This is a genomic window from Hyalangium gracile (assembly GCF_020103725.1).
Classification (GTDB): domain Bacteria; phylum Myxococcota; class Myxococcia; order Myxococcales; family Myxococcaceae; genus Hyalangium; species Hyalangium gracile.
Genome location: NZ_JAHXBG010000001.1, coordinates 366,987 through 383,623 on the forward strand (window position 1 = coordinate 366,987; position 16,637 = coordinate 383,623).

15 protein-coding genes and 1 tRNA gene are annotated in these 16,637 nt (G+C 71.1%); 3 read left to right on the forward strand and 13 right to left on the reverse strand.

From position 1 onward, the window contains the following. Positions 1 to 9: 9 nt before the first annotated feature. The 7 genes from KY572_RS01585 to KY572_RS01610 form a co-directional block, all read right to left on the reverse strand. Positions 10 to 624, reverse strand: coding sequence for a hypothetical protein (locus tag KY572_RS01585; protein WP_224240344.1), 615 nt, complete (start codon positions 622 to 624; stop codon positions 10 to 12). Positions 625 to 752: 128 nt separating this feature from the next. Continuing rightward, complete coding sequence (locus KY572_RS01590; protein ID WP_224240345.1) at positions 753 to 1,232, reverse strand: ankyrin repeat domain-containing protein; 480 nt, start codon at positions 1,230 to 1,232, stop codon at positions 753 to 755. Positions 1,233 to 1,327: 95 nt separating this feature from the next. Beyond that, complete coding sequence (locus tag KY572_RS01595) at positions 1,328 to 2,287, reverse strand: TolB family protein (RefSeq protein ID WP_224240346.1); 960 nt, start codon at positions 2,285 to 2,287, stop codon at positions 1,328 to 1,330. A gap of 112 nt (positions 2,288 to 2,399) precedes the next feature. Next, positions 2,400 to 2,927 (reverse strand): non-proteolytic archaemetzincin-like protein, encoded by a 528-nt coding sequence (locus KY572_RS01600; RefSeq protein WP_224240347.1) that lies wholly within the window; start codon positions 2,925 to 2,927, stop codon positions 2,400 to 2,402. A gap of 57 nt (positions 2,928 to 2,984) precedes the next feature. Further along, positions 2,985 to 3,058 (reverse strand) — tRNA-Gln (locus tag KY572_RS01605). A gap of 201 nt (positions 3,059 to 3,259) precedes the next feature. After that, positions 3,260 to 3,340: a hypothetical protein gene (locus KY572_RS48035; protein WP_407659880.1), complete on the reverse strand. Its 81-nt coding sequence runs from the start codon at positions 3,338 to 3,340 to the stop codon at positions 3,260 to 3,262. Then, the gene (locus KY572_RS01610; protein ID WP_317987803.1) at positions 3,318 to 3,869 is read right to left on the reverse strand and encodes an RtcB family protein; all 552 of its coding nucleotides are present in this window, start codon (positions 3,867 to 3,869) and stop codon (positions 3,318 to 3,320) included. Before KY572_RS01610 ends, KY572_RS48035 begins: the two co-directional genes overlap by 23 nt. 558 nt (positions 3,870 to 4,427) lie before the next feature. Here KY572_RS01610 and KY572_RS01615 point away from each other — a divergent pair. After that, positions 4,428 to 5,657, forward strand: a complete 1,230-nt coding sequence (locus tag KY572_RS01615; RefSeq protein ID WP_224240348.1) for a glycosyltransferase 87 family protein — start codon at positions 4,428 to 4,430, stop codon at positions 5,655 to 5,657. Here the strand turns inward: KY572_RS01615 and KY572_RS01620 are convergent. The 5 genes from KY572_RS01620 to KY572_RS01640 all read right to left on the reverse strand — a co-directional run bounded on the left by KY572_RS01620 (position 5,623) and on the right by KY572_RS01640 (position 10,549). Beyond that, positions 5,623 to 6,723, reverse strand: a complete 1,101-nt coding sequence (locus tag KY572_RS01620; protein ID WP_224240349.1) for a ferritin-like domain-containing protein — start codon at positions 6,721 to 6,723, stop codon at positions 5,623 to 5,625. The two genes, KY572_RS01615 and KY572_RS01620, sit on opposite strands and share 35 nt — an antisense overlap. Before the next feature lie 196 nt (positions 6,724 to 6,919). Then, on the reverse strand, positions 6,920 to 7,435 hold the full coding sequence (locus tag KY572_RS01625) for a hypothetical protein (protein WP_224240350.1): 516 nt from the start codon (positions 7,433 to 7,435) through the stop codon (positions 6,920 to 6,922). 125 nt (positions 7,436 to 7,560) lie between these two features. Next, positions 7,561 to 8,154 (reverse strand): TIGR02265 family protein, encoded by a 594-nt coding sequence (locus KY572_RS01630; protein WP_224240351.1) that lies wholly within the window; start codon positions 8,152 to 8,154, stop codon positions 7,561 to 7,563. A 65-nt stretch (positions 8,155 to 8,219) separates the two neighbouring features. Further along, a complete protein-coding gene (locus KY572_RS01635) occupies positions 8,220 to 9,317 on the reverse strand; it encodes a metallophosphoesterase family protein (RefSeq protein ID WP_224240352.1) in 1,098 nt (365 codons plus the stop codon). Continuing rightward, entirely contained in the window at positions 9,314 to 10,549 is a 1,236-nt protein-coding gene (locus KY572_RS01640; protein WP_224240353.1) for a hypothetical protein, read from the reverse strand. The genes KY572_RS01635 and KY572_RS01640 overlap by 4 nt, the downstream gene beginning before the upstream one ends. 319 nt (positions 10,550 to 10,868) lie before the next feature. Between KY572_RS01640 and KY572_RS01645 the strand changes: the two genes are divergently transcribed. Both KY572_RS01645 and KY572_RS01650 read left to right on the forward strand, forming a co-directional pair. Further along, on the forward strand, positions 10,869 to 13,625 hold the full coding sequence (locus tag KY572_RS01645; RefSeq protein ID WP_224240354.1) for a serine/threonine-protein kinase: 2,757 nt from the start codon (positions 10,869 to 10,871) through the stop codon (positions 13,623 to 13,625). Between the two features lie 656 nt (positions 13,626 to 14,281). Next, positions 14,282 to 15,400, forward strand: coding sequence for an acyl-CoA dehydrogenase family protein (locus KY572_RS01650; protein WP_224240355.1), 1,119 nt, complete (start codon positions 14,282 to 14,284; stop codon positions 15,398 to 15,400). 12 nt (positions 15,401 to 15,412) lie between these two features. Here the strand turns inward: KY572_RS01650 and KY572_RS01655 are convergent, their stop codons facing one another. After that, complete coding sequence (locus tag KY572_RS01655) at positions 15,413 to 16,525, reverse strand: AraC family transcriptional regulator (RefSeq protein WP_224240356.1); 1,113 nt, start codon at positions 16,523 to 16,525, stop codon at positions 15,413 to 15,415. Positions 16,526 to 16,637: the final 112 nt, after the last annotated feature.

Genomic DNA, 16,637 nt, shown 5'->3' on the forward strand with positions numbered 1-16,637 from the left:
AGGCCCGAGCTACTTCTGCTCCTCCTCGGTGACGCGGGCCTCGATGGTGGAGGCCGCCTGGGCGTCCACCATCTGGAGCAGCTTCCACTCCAGCTCCCCGTCGCGGCTGAAGCTGCGCGTCAGCTGCGCCGGCGAGCGGGTGAGGGGCGTGTGGTCCGCCGAGGTGTTCAGGAACTGGTTCATCTTGATGGGGTCCTCGGCGCCCGCCAGGATGTCGCCCTCCGCGGCCACCGTCAGGCTGTCGGTGAACGAGTTGTCATGCGCCGTCATCGGCCCCTTGTTGCCGGTGAAGATGGTCTGCCGGAAGATGCGCACGGTGCTGAAGCCGCCCTGCAGGCGGTAGCCCTCGACATAGAGCCGGGAGGCGGAGCTGACCACGCGCGAGGCCATGGTGTCGTTGCGCCACTCGGTGATGAGGACGAACTCCTGATCTCCCTTGCGGTGCCCGTAGCCCTGCGCCGCCACGAGCCTCACCACCTCGGGCCAGACCTGCTCGATGGGCTGCTTGTACATGTGCTGGTGGGCATGCTCGTACAGCGCCTCGCGATGACGCGCCGAGGCACAGCCGGTCAACGCCATCAGCAAGCCCAGGGACAGACACCAACGAACGACACGGGGATTCATCGCGGCTCCTCCGGAGACTCCGGTTCAGGGGCCTGCCTGCCAGCTCCGTGACGATGGAGCCCGCCTGCCCCCAGCAAGAGGAGAACGCGCGGCCTGGGCGCGCATATCGCCCAGGCCTGGGAGCCCGCCTACTTGCGCCCCTTCTCCGAGCGCAGCAGCCGCGCCAGCCGCTTCGTCGGCCCGTCATCGCCCAGCTTGCTGGCCACGTACGCGCCGGCCGAGGCGAGCTTCCGGCTGCGCTCGCTCGGCGGGGAGCGATCATCCGGCGGGCCGGGCGGCACATCCAGGATGCTCCCGCCGGAGGTCCTCAGCAGCGTCTTCGCCATGTCCCGCTCGTCCTCGCTCGCGTGAGGCATGAGCAGCTTGCACACCGCCGGGTGGCCATGGGCGGCGGCCATGAGCAGCGCCGTCTCGCCCGCGTCGTCGGTGAGCATGGGCTCGGCGCCGCCGTCCAGCAGCACGCGGACCACCTCCTCGTGCCCCCGCTCGGCGGCGACCATGAGCGGCGTGCGACCGCGCTCACCCAGGGGGTTGGGGTCCTCGCCCGCGGCGAGCAGTTCCTCCACACGGGCCACATCACCGGCCATGACGGCATCGAAGAGGGACATCGGCTACCTCCAGGACTCCGAGCATGGCGCCTTCTCGGGAGGAGCGCCAGCGGCCCTGCTCGCCTGCTCACCGCGTCAAGGCCAGCGGAGCGAGGCTAGGTGCCTCCATAGGCAGGGTCACCCGCGCTGGGGACCAGCAGCGTGCCAGGGCCCACCGTCGTCGCGGGGATGCTGACGCGGTAGATGTTCGTGGCGCCGCCCGCGTTGGAGAGGAAGCCCACCTGGCCGGTGCCCATCCAGGACGGGAAGGTGTCCTGCGCACCCGACTCGCCGGGGTGCTCCGTCACGCGCGTGGGCGGGCTGTAGGGGCTCAGCGAGCCCACGAAGATGCGCGAGCCGCCCGAGGACAGACGCCCATCCAGCGCCACCTGCCGCCCGTCCGGGGACACCACGGCCCGGTTCACCACCCACAGCACCTCGTTGCCCAGGTTGTTGGCGACGGAGGTGACCGCTCCTCCAGTAAGCGGCACCCGCGCGAGCTGGGTGAGCTGGGTGCTGCTGCTGCCCGCGGGCGCCAGCACGCTCTGCCCGTCCGGGAAGAACGAGGGCGCGCCGAAGGAGGTGCCCGGCTCGTTGGTGAGCACCTGGAAGCCGCTGCCGTCGGCATTCACCCGGCCCAGCGCGAAGTTGCTCCCGCCGCGGGTGAGCGCGAAGACGATGACGTTGCCGGCCGGGTTGAAGGTGGGGTAGCGGAAGTTGCCGCAGTTCGTGCACCCCGCCGCTCCAGAGGAGAACAGCGTGGAGGGCGCGGCGCTGCCATCCGTGGGTACCGTCTGCAGCTCGGTGCCCGTGCCCGCCTGGTGCACGAAGACGATGCTGCGTCCGTTGGGCGACACCGCCGGCTGGGAGGCTCCGCCGGTCGTCGTGAGCCGCTTGGGGTTGTTGGGGTCCCCGTCGTCGTCGGCCACGTAGATGTTCTCGCCGCGGACGAAGACAAACCCCTTGGTGAACAGCACGTTGCCACCGCCGCCGCCGCCACCACCATCATCGATGTCGATGGGTTCACAGGCCGCGAGGCTTGCGGCCAGCACCAGCGCGCCGACCATCCGACTCATGCGCTTCATAGGCTCCCCTGCTCTGCTCTTGACGTAGGCGCCCACACTCTGGGGGCACACCTTCGAGACGTCAACGCGAGCACCGCATTCATTCCCGGAGGAGGAGCGACACCTACCTGTTGAGCTTCGCCAGCTCGTTGCGGCACACGTTGCACAGCCCGAGCTGCTTACGGTCGCAGTCCACCGGCGTCTGGGCGAAGAACATCACGCAGCGAGGGTCCTCGCAGTAGGACAGCCCCAGGAGGTGCCCGGCCTGGTGCACGCCCTCCACCTGGACGCGGCGGCGGAGCTGATCCGCGTCGCCTCCGGCGCGCAGCCGGGCCGTGCTCACCACCGCGCTGTGGGACTCGCGGTCCGCCTCACCGAAGACGAAGGGCGAGTCCGGCACGAACAGGTCCACGTCCGTGATGCCCATCACCATGGACTGGCCGGGCTCCAACAGCGTCACCAGCCGCCGCATGATGGCGTTGCAGTGGTACTGGGAGCGGTCCTTGTTGAAGGCGTAGTCGGGACGCTGCAAGGCCACCTTGGCCACCACGGGCGTGATGCCCATGTGGGTGGCCAGCGGCTCCTCGAGCTCCTTCACGAGGGTCGGTGGCGGATTGCCCACCGACACCAGGAGGAGGACCTTCTGCGGCATCGGTACACCCCCCATTTCGCTTCACAGGCGTCGGAGGCACACCGCCCGAGAGCGAGGTGGCTGGGGCGCAAGGATTCGAACCTTGATAATCAGATTCAAAGTCTGACGTCCTGCCATTAGACGACGCCCCAGCAAGTTCGCGTTGTCCGAGACGGGATTGTAGGCCATCCACGTCATGGCGGGAACTTATCTCGCAAGCATTGCTGACGAACCGTCGTGTGGGAACTGACCCTGAGCCCACACAGTGCGTTCATTGGAGCACACCTGGCCCCCCTCCCGGGGCGGGCAGGGCTCGGATCGGCCCCCTGCCCGCCCGGCGCTCCCTCCCCGGCTCAGCCCTTGAGCACGGCGATGGGGGTGAGGCGGAGCAGCGGCGTGACGAGCTCCTCCTCATCCTCCAGCACCTCGGCGATGTCCCGGTAGGCGGCGGGGGCCTCCTCGACGAGCGAGGCCGCGCCCCGCGTCGAACACCACCCGGCGCATGGCGTGCTCCAGCGCCGCCGGGCGGATGTGGGCCCGGGCCTCCTTGCGGCTCATGACGCGGCCCGCCCCGTGCGAGCACGAGCAGAAGGCCCGGGGGTGTCCCCTGCCGGCGACGAGATAGGAGGCCGTCCCCATGCTCCCTGGGATGAGGCCTCGCTGTCCGGCGGCCAGCCCCACGGCGCCCTTGCGATGGACGAGCAGCGCGCGGCCGAAGTGGGGCTCGGCGGCGACGTGGTTGTGATGCACGTCCACCCGCGAGTCCAGGTCCGGCCACTGCCCGAGCGCCTCGGCGAGCACCTCCACCGCGCGCGCGGTGAGCGTGTCCCGGTTGGTACGGGCGAAGCGGCACGCCAGCTCCGTGTCGGCGAGGCAGGCGGCTCCCTCGGGCGTGTCCGTGCGCAGGCCGGGCAGGGTGCCCTCTTCGGAAGCCTGGGCGACTCGCAGGTGGTGCGCGGCGATGGCGGCGCCTACTCCCCGGGAGCCCGTGTGGAGCGAGCTCCGGCGGGAGGGTGAAGCCTATGCGGGCGTTGCGCCCGTCCGGCGTCAGCTCGAGCGACGTCACCGAGACGCCCTCGAGCAATGGGTCCGACAGCTCTCCACGGAAGAGGCGCGACACCTCCTGGAACAGGGTGGACTGGATGCGCAGGTGGCGCGCGGGGATGGACTCGACTTCGGAAGACAGCAGGGAAGACTCCTCGCTCCGGCGGGATGCGCGGCTACGGCGATGCATGGAAGAAAACATGAGGACGAACGGTTCCCGTCAGGCCGCGCGAGGCCCCGACGGCTCCGGCTTCGGAGCTCGCGGGACACACGTGGGCCGAGTCAGCTCGACAGAGCTCCGTGCCAGCACCCGCGCGCCGGAGGCGGCAGGCCCGTTCGTCTCGACTTCAGCGAGGGAGCGGAGCGCGCCCGATCAGGCGAGCGTCAGCGCGGAGAGACCCGAACCTCATCCGAGTCAACGGCCCGACGAACCAGGGCGGACTTAACTCTCCCCGCCTCCTGGAGCATGCTCCCCCCATGGCCACCTCCGACGGGCCTCTCTCCGAGCCTCGTCCTTCCTCCGCCGCGCCGGAGTGGGCCTTCCGCGTGCTGCTGCTGGGGCTCGCCGTGCTGGCGGTGGTGCTGGGACAGCACCCTCGGCGAGGGTTGGACTTCCGCGTGTACCTGCTCGCCGCCGAGCGCTTCCTCGCCGGCGCCGACCTCTATCCCGTCAGCGATGGCTTCATGCCCTTCAAGTATGCGCCGCTGACGGCTCCGCTGTTCCTCCCCTTCACGCTGCTGCCCGCTCGCGTCGCGGCGGCGCTGTGGAACCTGGGCTCGGTGGCGGCGGTGGGCGCCCTGGCCCGACTCGTCTCTCGCGCTCGGCCCGGTGCCGCGGAGCGCGCTGCCTGGCCCTGGGCCCCCGCGCTCGCCACGCTGGCGCTGCTGCCCGCCTTCCACCTCGAGTTCTTCTACGCCCAGGTGGATGGCGTGATGCTGCTCCTGCTGGCCCTCACCGCCCTCGGTGCCGAGCGCGGACACCTCTGGGGCCCTGCCGCCGCCTTCGCCGTGGCCGTCCTGCTCAAGCCTCCCGCGGCGCTGCTCGCCCTCTTCCTGCTGGCGCGCGGGCACTGGCGGGTGCTCGGTGCCAGCGCCGGTGTGGGGCTCATGCTCGCCCTGCCTTCCGCCGCGCGCTACGGGCTCGAAGGGTTGCTCTCCCAGGGACAGGCGTGGCTGGAAACGCTCGCGCGGACCACCCCGCCGTGGGCGCTCGGGCACAACCCCCAGGGCCTTCCCACGCTGCTGCTGTCCCTCATCAGCCCCCCGGACACCGTGCCCTCCGGCTCGGCGCTCACCGGGGCTCAGGCGCTCGCGCTCATCCTCTTCATCGCGGTGGTGGCCTGGAGCCGAGCCGGACCGGTGGACCTGCTCGCGCTGTGCTGCCTCGGCGTGACGCTGCTCTCGCCTCTCGCGTGGCGCGCGAACTTCGTCATGGCGTGGCCCCTGCTTCGAGTCGCCGCCGAGCACAAGTCTCGCGGAGGGCTCGCGCTCGTCGTGCTCGCGGGCCTCACCGCCGTGCTCACCTCGGACGTGCTGCTCGGCGCCGAGGCGGCGCGCCAGGTGCTCCTCTGGCGCCCCCATGCGCTCGTCTTCACCGCGCTGATGCTGTGGACGGCCTGGCAGTCACGCCAGGCCCTCGCTCCCGGCGCCTCGCTCCCCCTCCCGCGCGGCTTCAGTGCGCCGCTTCCCGAGGCGGCTCGTCACTGACGCTCGCCACGTAGGCGTCCCTCGCCCCGCGCAGCCGCTCCAGCTCCGCCGCCACGTCCTCGTCCGCTCGGCCCTGCTCCTCGGTGTCGAGCCCACCGAACTCCAGCACGCCCATGTCCGCGAACGCCCCTCGCAGGCGCTGCCCCCACAGCCCGATGTCCTTCAGCGTGGGCACGATGCGCGAGAACAACATCTTCTGGTACTCGCGCATCAGCTCCGACGAGCGCATGTGCGCCGTGCACGCCTCCACGTCCAGCCCCAGCCTCTCGAACACCTCCTGCCCCTGGAAGCGATCCCTCATCAGGTAGCACGCCTCCACGGCGAACTCCTCGCGCTCGTCCCGCTCCTTCTCCGTCAGCCGCGGGTACAGCTCCTTGAGCGCCAGCCGCCCGAAGGCCACGTGCCGCGCCTCGTCCTGCATCACGTACGCCGTCAGCGAGCGGCCCAGCGGCTCGGTGGCGAAGTCCCGGATCAGCCCGAAGGCCGCCAGCGCCAGCCCCTCCATCAGCACCTGCATCGCCAGGTACGTCAAATCCCACCGCGCATCCCCGAGCGCCTGCCCCAGCAGCGTCCTCAAGTCCGGGTTGATGGGGTACATCAGCCCCAGCTTCTGGCGGCAGTAGCGCGAGAACACCTCCACGTGACGCGCCTCGTCGAACACCTGCGTGGCCGCGTAGAACTTCGCGTCCAGGTCCGGCACCGTCTGGACGATGCGCGAGGCGCACACCAGCGCTCCCTGCTCGCCGTGCAGGAACTGGGAGAAGCGCCAGGCGTCCAGGTGCAGGCGCACCTCGCCGCGCTCCTTCGCGTTCATCCGCTCCCATATCTGGGAGCCGTGCAGCACCACGTAGAAGTCCGGGAAGCCCAGCGGGTTCTCCGGATCCACCTGCAACGACCAGTCCAGACGCGTGTTCGCGTCCCACTGCTTCGTCTTGCCCTTCTCATAGAGCGAGAGCAGCCGGCTGCGCCCTCCGTCGTACTGCCAATGGAAGACGGAGTTCACCTCCGGAGAGGGAACGGACCACCGCGAACCATCCAACGAATCCGTGGATGAGGGCGTCTTCATGATCTGGCTCCTGTCTGCCCAGGGGGGCGCGCCTGGAGTCCAGACGGTGTGTATGAACCTTTTCCGTGGCAACGCGGCACGGAGCAACGACTGTCCGGGATCCGATGCCGGCTCGCACGCCGAGGACACGACGGCCCGGAAGCTCCCATGGAGCCCCGGGCCGCGGTGTTCCTCCCGCATATAAGGATGCGGGCGCTCAGGCCGTGTGCAACGTGCCGTTGGCCGACTCGGCCTCCACGGCGGCGATCGCCTCGGGCGACGCCCCTTCCGCGAACAGCGGCGCGCTCGTCCGAGCCTTCGGCGGACGGCCACGACGACGCGGCGCGCTCTCCTCTCCCTGCACCGCCGGAGCCTCCAGCGCCATGGCTCCGTCCGCCCGCGGCGCCTTGCGCACCGGACGCGGCAGGTTGATGCCGTCCAGCTTCGCGCTCAGCTCCGCGTCCTCCTCGGCGAAGATGCGCGCGTAGGCCAGCGCCCGCTGGCCCTTCTGCAGCAGCGCCTCCTGGCTCTCGAAGAGCGACTGGCGCGCCGCCTCCAGCACCGCCTGCGCCTTCGCCACCGCCTCCGCCTTCTCCTTCACCCGCTCGGCCGCCTCCTCCAGCACCTTGCGGTCCAGGTCCGGGAACTTCACCTGGGCCAGCTCCTGGCCGAACAGCTTCAGCAAGTCCTGCAAGGCAGGAGAGATGGGATCGTTTCCAGATGGATCGAACATGGCAGACCTCCGAGGTAGGGTTCCCTCTATCTGCACAGATGTTCAGTCCCGTTTCAAGAGGCTCCTTCCCCAGGCCGAAAAATCGGCCCTGGCGCTCGCGCCGCCCCCGTTCGCCAGCGGCGTGTTCACCAGTGGAGCTCCAGCGTGAAGTCCAGGTAGGGCACGAACGCCTCCGGCGCCAGCTCCACCGTGCCGGCGCGTCCGGCGATGCGCTCGAGCTCCGCCCTCAGCAGCCCGGTGGCCCAGGATGGGCCCGGGAGCTCCCCTTGGAAGGTGAGCCGGCCCCGGTCGTCGGCCACACGCTGGTACTCGCGCCTGCCGAAGATGGAGATCATCTTCGTGACGGCCGGCACCTCCGCCAGCCCCGCGTGCACGTCCTTCTCCGCGGCGGCCACGAGCATCTTCCCCATGGACGAGGCGAACAGCGCCTCCGCCGTGCCGTAGCCCAGCTCCTCCAGCGCCGCCGGGAACGTCCGTCCCCGCTCCACCAGCGCCTGCGCCCCCAGTTGCAGCAGCCGCAGGTAGTCGGACGCCGGATAGAAGAGGACCGGCAGCAGCGGCTTCTCCGTGGACTTCACGTGGGAGCGCAGCTCATTCGTCACCTCGCCGCCGATGAGGCGCTCCAGGTGCTCCAGCGTCCCCTGGAAGAACAGCCCCATCAGCTGGTGCGCCGGGCGACACCGCTTCAGCCGGGCCTGGAGGTTCAGCGCTGAGTCCATCCGTGCATGCCTCCCCAGACACCCCGACTCACGCCCCCCACTCTACCTCGCCCGGCCTCCTCGCCTCAGTCCACGCGCACCACCGCCACGTCCCTCACGCCCTCGGCGGGGTGCACGTCCACCGTGAGGTAGTGCCGCCCCAGCCCGTCGAAGCGCTCGGGGATGGCCCCACCTCCTCCGGAGATGTAGGCGGGGATGCCCGCATTCGAGTACGCGTAATACGAGTGCACGTGGCCGTAGAGGGTCAGGTCCACCTTCTTGCGCGCCATCTTGCCCACCAGCGCCGCCGCCTCGTTGCGGCTGGAGAACGAGCCGTTGCGCAGCCCCACCGGATCCAACGGCGCGATGTGCATGCCCACCACGTGCACCGCGTCCTGGCCCTCGTCCAGCCACCCGTCCAGCCACTGCTCCACCAGCGGATCCACCGTGCCGTTGCCCGTGTCCAGCTGCGTGAAGTGCACCCCCTGGAAGGTGAAGTGCTGGCTGCCGCGCCCCACGAACTCGTAGTACGGCAGGTCCAGCGTGAACGTCTCGTGGTTGCCCAGCGTGGCGTACAGCGGGATGCGCGATGTCGCCTCCAGCCGCTCCTGGAACTCCTGGAGCTCCTCGCGGCTGCCCCGCTCCGTCAGGTCTCCCGAGAAGAAGATGAAGCGCAGCGACGGGTCCTGGTTGATGCGCGCGTAGATGTCTCCCACGCGCGGCAGCGCCTCCTGCACGTCCGCCAGCGCCACGAAGCGGAACGGCTCGGGCGCGTCCCAGCCCGGAGGCGCCACCAGCAGCCGCGCCTCGCTGCCCGGCCGCAGGCGCACGCGCCACGTCCTCGTCGTCGGCACCGGCGTCGGGCCCGCCTCCACCTCCAGCAGCTCGCCTCCCGCCTCCGCCGTCAGCCGCGCGTCCGGCATGGCGTTGCGCACCACCACCGTCCACCACTCGGGCGCGGCGGCCGCGGGGGTGGCTCGCACGCGCAAGACGGGCGCATTGCCCCACAGCGTCAGCGCGCCGGACTCCACGCTCCGCACCGCCCCCAGCCCGTCCTCCACCACCACCGCGAGGCCGGCGCTCTCGGCCTTGCCGATCTCCAGGTCCTTCAGCGCGCGTCCCTCGGCCGGCCGCACACACCCGGCCAGCGGCAGCACCGCCAGCAGCAGCCCCAGGTACCTCACGGCTCACCTCCGATCGTGTACACCGCCGACAGCCTGGCCACGTACGCGGCGCCCACCTGCATGTCCGCGGACACGCCCCAGCGCTCGGTGAGCAGCACGCGCCCGCGCAGCCCGACATACCCCGGCACCCCCGCTCCGCTCTTCACGCCGCCGGCGTAGTCGTCCTTGCGGTGGTCGTAATAGAGCATCGCCTCGCCACGCAGCGGCCCCGCGCGCCCCAGGTACACGCCATAGCCGAAGGTGAACAGGAGCTGCTCGTGGAGCGCGTCATCCGCCGCCGGGCCGAAGAAGCTGTAGCCCTGGAAGGCCAGGCCCACGCTCGCCTCCGCGAACGAGCCCTCCAGCCGCGGGCTCAGCCGCGCCATGGCGTAGCGGCCGCGCAGGCCCAGCTCGGGGCCCCACAGCGCCATGCCCTCGGTGGGGAAGCGCTGATAGACAAGCCCCGCCTCGAAATCCACCGCCGTGCCGTCCGCGCCGCCTCGCGCCTGCTCGGGCTCGCCCAGCAGCCGGTACGCTCCGCCCAGCCGCACCCGCGTGTTGCCCTCGTCGGGAGACAGCCGCGCCGTGGCCTCCAGCCGCGCCGAGGACAGCCGCGCCGTGGCTCCCAGCGCCAGCAGGTGGCTGTAGTCGAAGTTCGGGTCCCCCACGTACTGGTAGCCGAAGTCCAGCTCCAGCGGCGGCAGGCTCGGCGCGGCCACCCCCGGCGTGAAGGCCGGCGACACCACCGAGTAGATGTTCGCCATGGCCGAGATCGAGAACAGGCTCGCCCCCGCCAGCGACAGCGCATACAGCGGGCCGATGACGCGCCGCGAGGCCCCCGTCAGGGCGATGGGCACGCCCCCCACCGCGAGCAGCCCCAGCCCCGTGCCCTCCAGGGCGAAGAGCCGTCCCGCCGTGCGCGTGTCCCCCGCCGCCAGCGGACCGAGCCCGTGGAAGAGCAGCCCCGGCACGATCGACGCCACCACCGGCAGCACATGGAAGTTCGGCCGCGGCTGCAGCGACACGGACGCGGGCGAGGCCAGCGGAGGCAGCCCCACCAGCGGCCCCTCGATGGCGCCAGCGGAAGGCGCCAGGGCCGGGGCCTGAAGCGGCGCATCGGAGGCCGCGACGGCCGCGCCCTCCTCCAGGGCCGCGGAGGGTGAGTCCCCTTCCGCGACCGCCATCCCGGGCCACAGCGCCAGGACGCAGGTGAACCCCACCCCACGCAACAGGGACATCAGCGGGTGTGACATTGCCTCGCCTCGAGTCCTCTCCAGGAGGACACCGGCCATGTCCTCCACTCCAGATGCGTCCGGCTCCACTCGCCCGGAGGGCCCCCAGGACGAGCCGCGCACCGCACGAACCCTTGAACACCCCTATGAGGAAGCAAACCGGGGTCATGGTCAACCCCAGCCCCCGAGGGGCCCCGGTTTCCATGACTCCCGCCTGGTTCCTTGCTCCCCAGGGAAGGTAACCGGGGTCCGCCCGCGGTTCTTTCTTATCGTCCGTCCAACTTCCGGTTTCCGCACGGGAATAGGGTATGCTGCGAAGTCCCTACCCCCTTCCTGCACCTTGGCGGAAAACGGCCCCCAGCCTCAGGTTTTTGGCAAGTACGTCCTGCTGTCCAAGCTCGCCGCGGGCGGCATGGCCGTCACCTACCGCGCGCGACTGACGGGCGCGGCGGGCGTGACGAAGCCGTGCGTCATCAAGCAGATCCTCCCCCACTTCGCCGACGACCCGGACTTCGTGGAGATGTTCGTCAGCGAGGCGCGGGTGGCCGCGGGCCTGAGCCACGGCAACATCGCCCAGGTCTTCGACTTCGGCGAGGTGAATGGCCAGTACTTCATCGCCCTGGAGCTCGTCCACGGACAGCCCCTGTCCAAGGTGCTGCGCCGCGCCGCCAAGGAGGGCATGGGCTTGTTCCCCATCCCCCTGGCGCTGCACATCGTCAGCAAGCTGTGCGACGGGCTGGACTACGCCCACCGCCACGTGGGCGAGGACGGACAGCCGCTGGGCCTGGTCCACCGGGACGTGTCCCCGGACAACGTCCTCATCTCCTATGAGGGCGAGGTCAAGGTCATCGACTTCGGCATCGCCAAGGCCACCAGCGTCGTGGAGCAGAAGACGTCTCCGGGCGTGGTGAAGGGCAAGTACCCCTACTTCTCCCCGGAGCAGGCCCAGGGCCGGCAGGACCTGGACTCGCGCACGGACGTGTACGCCGCGGGCGTGGTGCTCTACGAGGCGGTGTGCGGCAAGCGCCCCTATGAGGGCGAGTTCGTCGCCGTGCTGCCGCGCATCCTCGCCGGGGACTACACGCCTCCGTCCGAGGTGAACCCCGCCGTCAGCCCGGAGCTGGAGGACATCATCACCCGGGCCCTGGCGCTGCGGCGCGAGGACCGCTTCCAGACCGCCAAGGCGCTCAGCGAGGCGCTGGTGGAGCTGCTGTACCGGGACAACCCGCGCTTCACCCCGTCCCTGCTCTCGCAGCTCGTGGCGCACCTGTTCGCCGAGGAGCTGAGCGCCGAGGGCCGCAAGGTGGAGCTGCCGCCCACCTTCGCCGATCAGCTCTCCGCGTGGCAGAGCGCTGGCCCCGCCTCCTCGCCTGGCCGCACCCGGACGCCCTCGGGCGGCGGAGCGCGCAGCGCGGGCAGCAGCAGCCGGCCCTCCTCTCCGGGGCGCTCGACGGGCAGCCGCGGCGCGCTGTCCTCGGGGGGCGGCAAGGCCCCGAGTGAAGGGGGCGCGCGTCCGCAGAGCGCGGGCGGGCCCCGGGTCAACACCACCGGCATCCGCCGGGTGTCCTCGAGCGGCGCGGGAGGCCCCAGGCGCGTCACCAACCCGGGCATGCCCACGACGGGCTCGCGCCGGCAGCTCACCGGCGAGCGCCCCAACCTCCCGGAAGCCCCGCCGCGCTTCCTCAAGGAGGAGTCCACGCCTCCCCACGGCCTGCCCTCGCTGGCCATGCCGGTGGACGCTCCGATCGACGAGGGCAACGAGCCGACCGGGCCCGTGGCGGAGGAGGCCGGCCACACCGCGGTCGCCGAGCCCGCCACCCGGGTCTCCCCCCAGCGCCCCCCCAAGGAGAACAACGACCACCTGGCCGCCGTGAGGGCCGCCAAGGCCAAGGAAGAGGCCGAGCGCAACGAGCGCACCCAGAAGCTGGTGCGCAACATCAGCCTGGGCATCTTCGGGGTGGTCGTCGTCCTGATCCTCGTCCTGGTGCTGCGCCCCAAGCCCGAGGAGCCCCCTCCGCCCAGCACGACGATCTGGGTCACCTCCACGCCCTCGGGCGCCACGGTGAAGCTCAACGGGAAGGACGTGCGCGGCAAGACGCCGCTGTTCGTCGACGGCTTCACCATCGGCGAGGCCAACACGCTCGTCCTCACCCTGCCCGACCACCTGGCATGGACCAAGCGCTTCACCCCCTCGGGCAACAATGATCCGCCCATGCACGCGGACCTGAAGCGCGCCGTGGTGGAGGAGCCTCCGCCCACGCCGCCCGTCGCCACCCCGGTGGTGGACGCCGCGGACGGCGGCACGGATGGCGGAACCTCGGTCGCCGCGGCGCCCGCTCCGGAGGAAGAGAAGAAGGAGCTCGACTTCAACGAAGTCATGTACCCGGCGCGCCTGCTGGTGCTGCGCACGGCCTTCAACGCCGTGCCCATCCCCGAATACGAGACGGCCACCATCGAGCTGAGCCCGGGCGCCTCCTACACCGTGCGCACCCAGGGAGGCGCGGCGTACACGGAGCGCGGCCCCACCTCCAGCTCCCTCGCCTACTTCCTGGAGGGGGACATGCCGGTGGATGACTCCTTCGGCGTCATCACCAGCTCCCCGCGCACCATCAAGGGCGCGCGGCGCATGCACGTCTTCGCCATCGACGAGACGCCGCTGAGCGACAACCGCGGCACCGTCCGCGTCGAGTTCAGCGAGTCCAAGTACAGGCCCCCGCGCTTCCTCACCTTCGATGCGCAGAAGCACGCGCTCTGGCTCAAGCGCGAGCACCAGGTGTGGCTGCACGGGCTCAACCCGAAGTCCACCTACCTCTTCACCGTGCGAGACGCCTTCGCCGAGCTGCGCCGGGACGCCAAGGGCCGCGTCCACCGCGCCCTGTGCATCGACCACGACGCGAACCGCGCCACCTCGCGCCCCACCTACCGCCTCCTCGAGACGGGCAAGCGCTACCAGCTCTCCGGCCTGGAGACGCTGCGCTGCACCTTCCCCGACACCAGGCTGACGGACAACGAGGGCGCGCTCGAGGTGGATCTCGTGGACATCACGAACATGACGCGCAAGGAGCGCGAGGAGTACATCCGCAGCAGCCGCCGCTGAGCGCTCTCCCCGGGCAGCCAGCCAGCCGGGCCCTGGGCGCTCCAGCCGAGCCACGGCCATGCTCCTCACCCCGCGCGGGGCGCTCCCCTCGCCCGAGCCGCGTGTGACTACCTTGTAGGGTATCCCGATGGGGGAGTCCCGCCGACACCGGGGACACTCCTGCCACCTGGATGGGCCTCAAGAACGATGAAAGCCACGCTCTTCCTGGATATGATCAAGGTGCAAGCACGCGGGGATGATCCATCCCCTGGCTCCAGATGAAGGCCGGTACGTCCCCGAGGGGACGAGCGGTCACCCGGTTCCTTCCGTAAGGGCCCCGAGGGTCTCCCCCTCGGTCAGTTCGACAAGGACGGGAAAGGCACGTGGGCGCGGCGCCGAGGTGGGCACCGGGCCCACGGGTCTTTCTGGGCCCAAAAAAAACCGCACCCGAGCCCGGACTGGCGCCTCGAGTGCGGTCCGCATCCCGGTACGGAGGGGTTGGAAACCGGGACACGTCACAGCATTGCAAGTTCCCTCACGGTAACCTCCAGGTCTGACATTCGCTGGGCATTGGCGGGTGCGCTCACGTGGGGGCGGGCAGGTATTCTCCGGGCGGCGTCGTTGCCCACGGCCAGCGCACCGGCCGAGTCGCGCCCCCCTCTCAGGAGAAACCGAACATGATCGACGCACTGGCTCGCATCATCTCGGAGGTCATCGAGCCCCAGGCCTTCGCCGTCGATCAGAACGGCATGTTCCCCCGGGCGGCCGTGGAGGCGATGGGGCGTGAGGGCGTGCTCGGGATGATGAGCGCCAAGGGCGTGGGCGGCTCGGGGCAGGGGCTGCGGGCGGCCTCGTGGGTGGTGGAGCAGGTGAGCGCGAACTGCGGCTCCACCGGCATGGTGCTGTGCATGCACTTCTGCGCCACGGCCGTCATCGAGCAGCACGGGCCGTGGGCGCTGCGGCAGGAGATCGCCGCGGGGCGGCACCTGACGACGCTGGCGTTCTCCGAGATGGGCTCGCGCAGCCACCTCTGGGCGCCCCTGAGCACGGCGGTGCTCTCGGCCGGGAGCGACACGGTGCGCCTGGACGCGGACAAGAGCTGGGCCACCTCGGCGGGCCAGGTGGACAGCTACGTCTGGTCCAGCAAGCCGCTGGCCGCCAGCGGACTGAGCACGCTCTGGCTGGTGCCGGGCAAGGCCTCCGGGCTGACGTACCCCAAGCCCTTCGACGGCCTGGGCCTGCGCGGCAACGCCTCCAGCCGCATCGAGGCGCGCAACGTCGTCATCCCCCGCTCGGCGATGCTGGGGACGGATGGGGGCGGGCTCGACATCATGATGGGCATCGTCCTGCCCCACTTCCAGGTGCTCACCGCCAGCTGCTACCTGGGCATCATGGACGCGGCGACGAAGAAGGCCGCGGCGCACGTGGCGAGGACGCCCCTGGAGCACCTGGGCGAGAAGCTGGCGGACCTGCCCACCATCCGGGCGTACCTGGCGCGCATGCGCCTGAAGACGGACATGGTGCGCGGGCTGCTGCGAGACACGCTGGACGCGCTCGAGGAGGGGCGCGAGGACGCCCAGCTGCGCGTGCTGGAGGTGAAGGCGGCGGCGGGCGAGCTGGTCGCCGAGGTGACGGAGCTGGCCATGCGCATCTGCGGCGGCGCGGCCTTCCGCAAGGAGGTGGGGCTGGAGCGGCACTTCCGGGACGCTCGGGCGGCCACCGTCATGTCGCCGACCACGGACCTGCTCTACGACTTCATCGGCAAGGCGGCGGCGGGGCTGCCCCTGTTCGAGTAGGACGCGGGCGGCTCACGCCTTGCCCGGGGCGCTGCGCGCGACGCGCCCCCGCTCTCCGAGCCCGCGTCGGCCCCGGCCCAGGCCAGCCTCCGCCGGGGACGCGGGCAGGGCCCACGGAGCGGGCGGAGACATGGGCATGCCTCCACCGTTGGGCGACACCTCGATGGCGTCACGGGCCATCTCGCGGTAGCGCCCGGGCGGCACTCCGCGCAGGCGGTGGAAGGTGCGGTTGAAGGCGAACTCGGAGGCGTAGCCCACGCGCTCGGCGATGGCGGCCAGGGGCTGATCGCTGTCTCGCAGCATGCGCGCGGCGACGTCCATCCGCAGCCGCGTGAGGTAGACGAGCGGCGGCTCACCCACCAGCTCGCGGAAGCGCCGGGCGAAGGTGGCGCGAGAGCAGGCCACCTCGGCGGCGAGCGACTCCACCGTCCAGTCCCGCCGGGGCTCGCCGTGCATGAGCGCCAGCGCGCGGCCCACCTGCGGATCCCTCACCGCGCCCAGCCACCCGGCGCTGCCCTCGGGCTGCTGCTCCAGCCAGCCGCGGATGATGTGGATGAAGAGCACGTCCACCAGCCGGGCCGTGACGGTGATGGTGCCGGGGCCGGGCTGGGTGTACTCGGCCACGAGCAGGCGGAGCACCGACTCCAGCGGCCCGGACATGACGCCCGCGTCCGCGCGCAGGTGGATGACGGATGGCAACAGGCTCAGCAGCGGGTGGATGCCCTCGTGCTCGAAGCGGTAGGCGCCGCACAGCAGCACGGTGGAGGGCCCCTTGCCCTCCAGGTTCATGCTCATTCCATGCGAGCCCTGGGACACCTGGCAGCGGCCCACCAGCTTCAGGAAGGGCAGCGGCTGGACGTTGAGGGCGCTGGTGAGGCTGTGCCCCGCGCCGTGCGGCAGCAGGACGACATCCCCCTGCGCCAGGTGCACGGGCTCGCCCCGGCCCTGGGTGCGCAGCCAGCAGGAGCCTCGCGCGATGATGTGGAGGCCCGCGCGGGGCGCTGCCTCGAAGAGCATGCCCCAGGGCGCCGACAGCTCGGAGCGGCAGAACAGCGTGCCTCCGATGCGGGTGGCGGCGAGAACGTCAGCGAGCACATCCATCGCGGTGGGTTGCGAACGCTGCATGGTGATCCGGAGGCTATCACGCGTCCCCCGCGCGAAACGAACCGGCCCCGGCTCCGGGAGAGCGCTCCCAGCAGCCAGGGCCGACGTGGCTCCCCCCACCTCACGGGGAAGG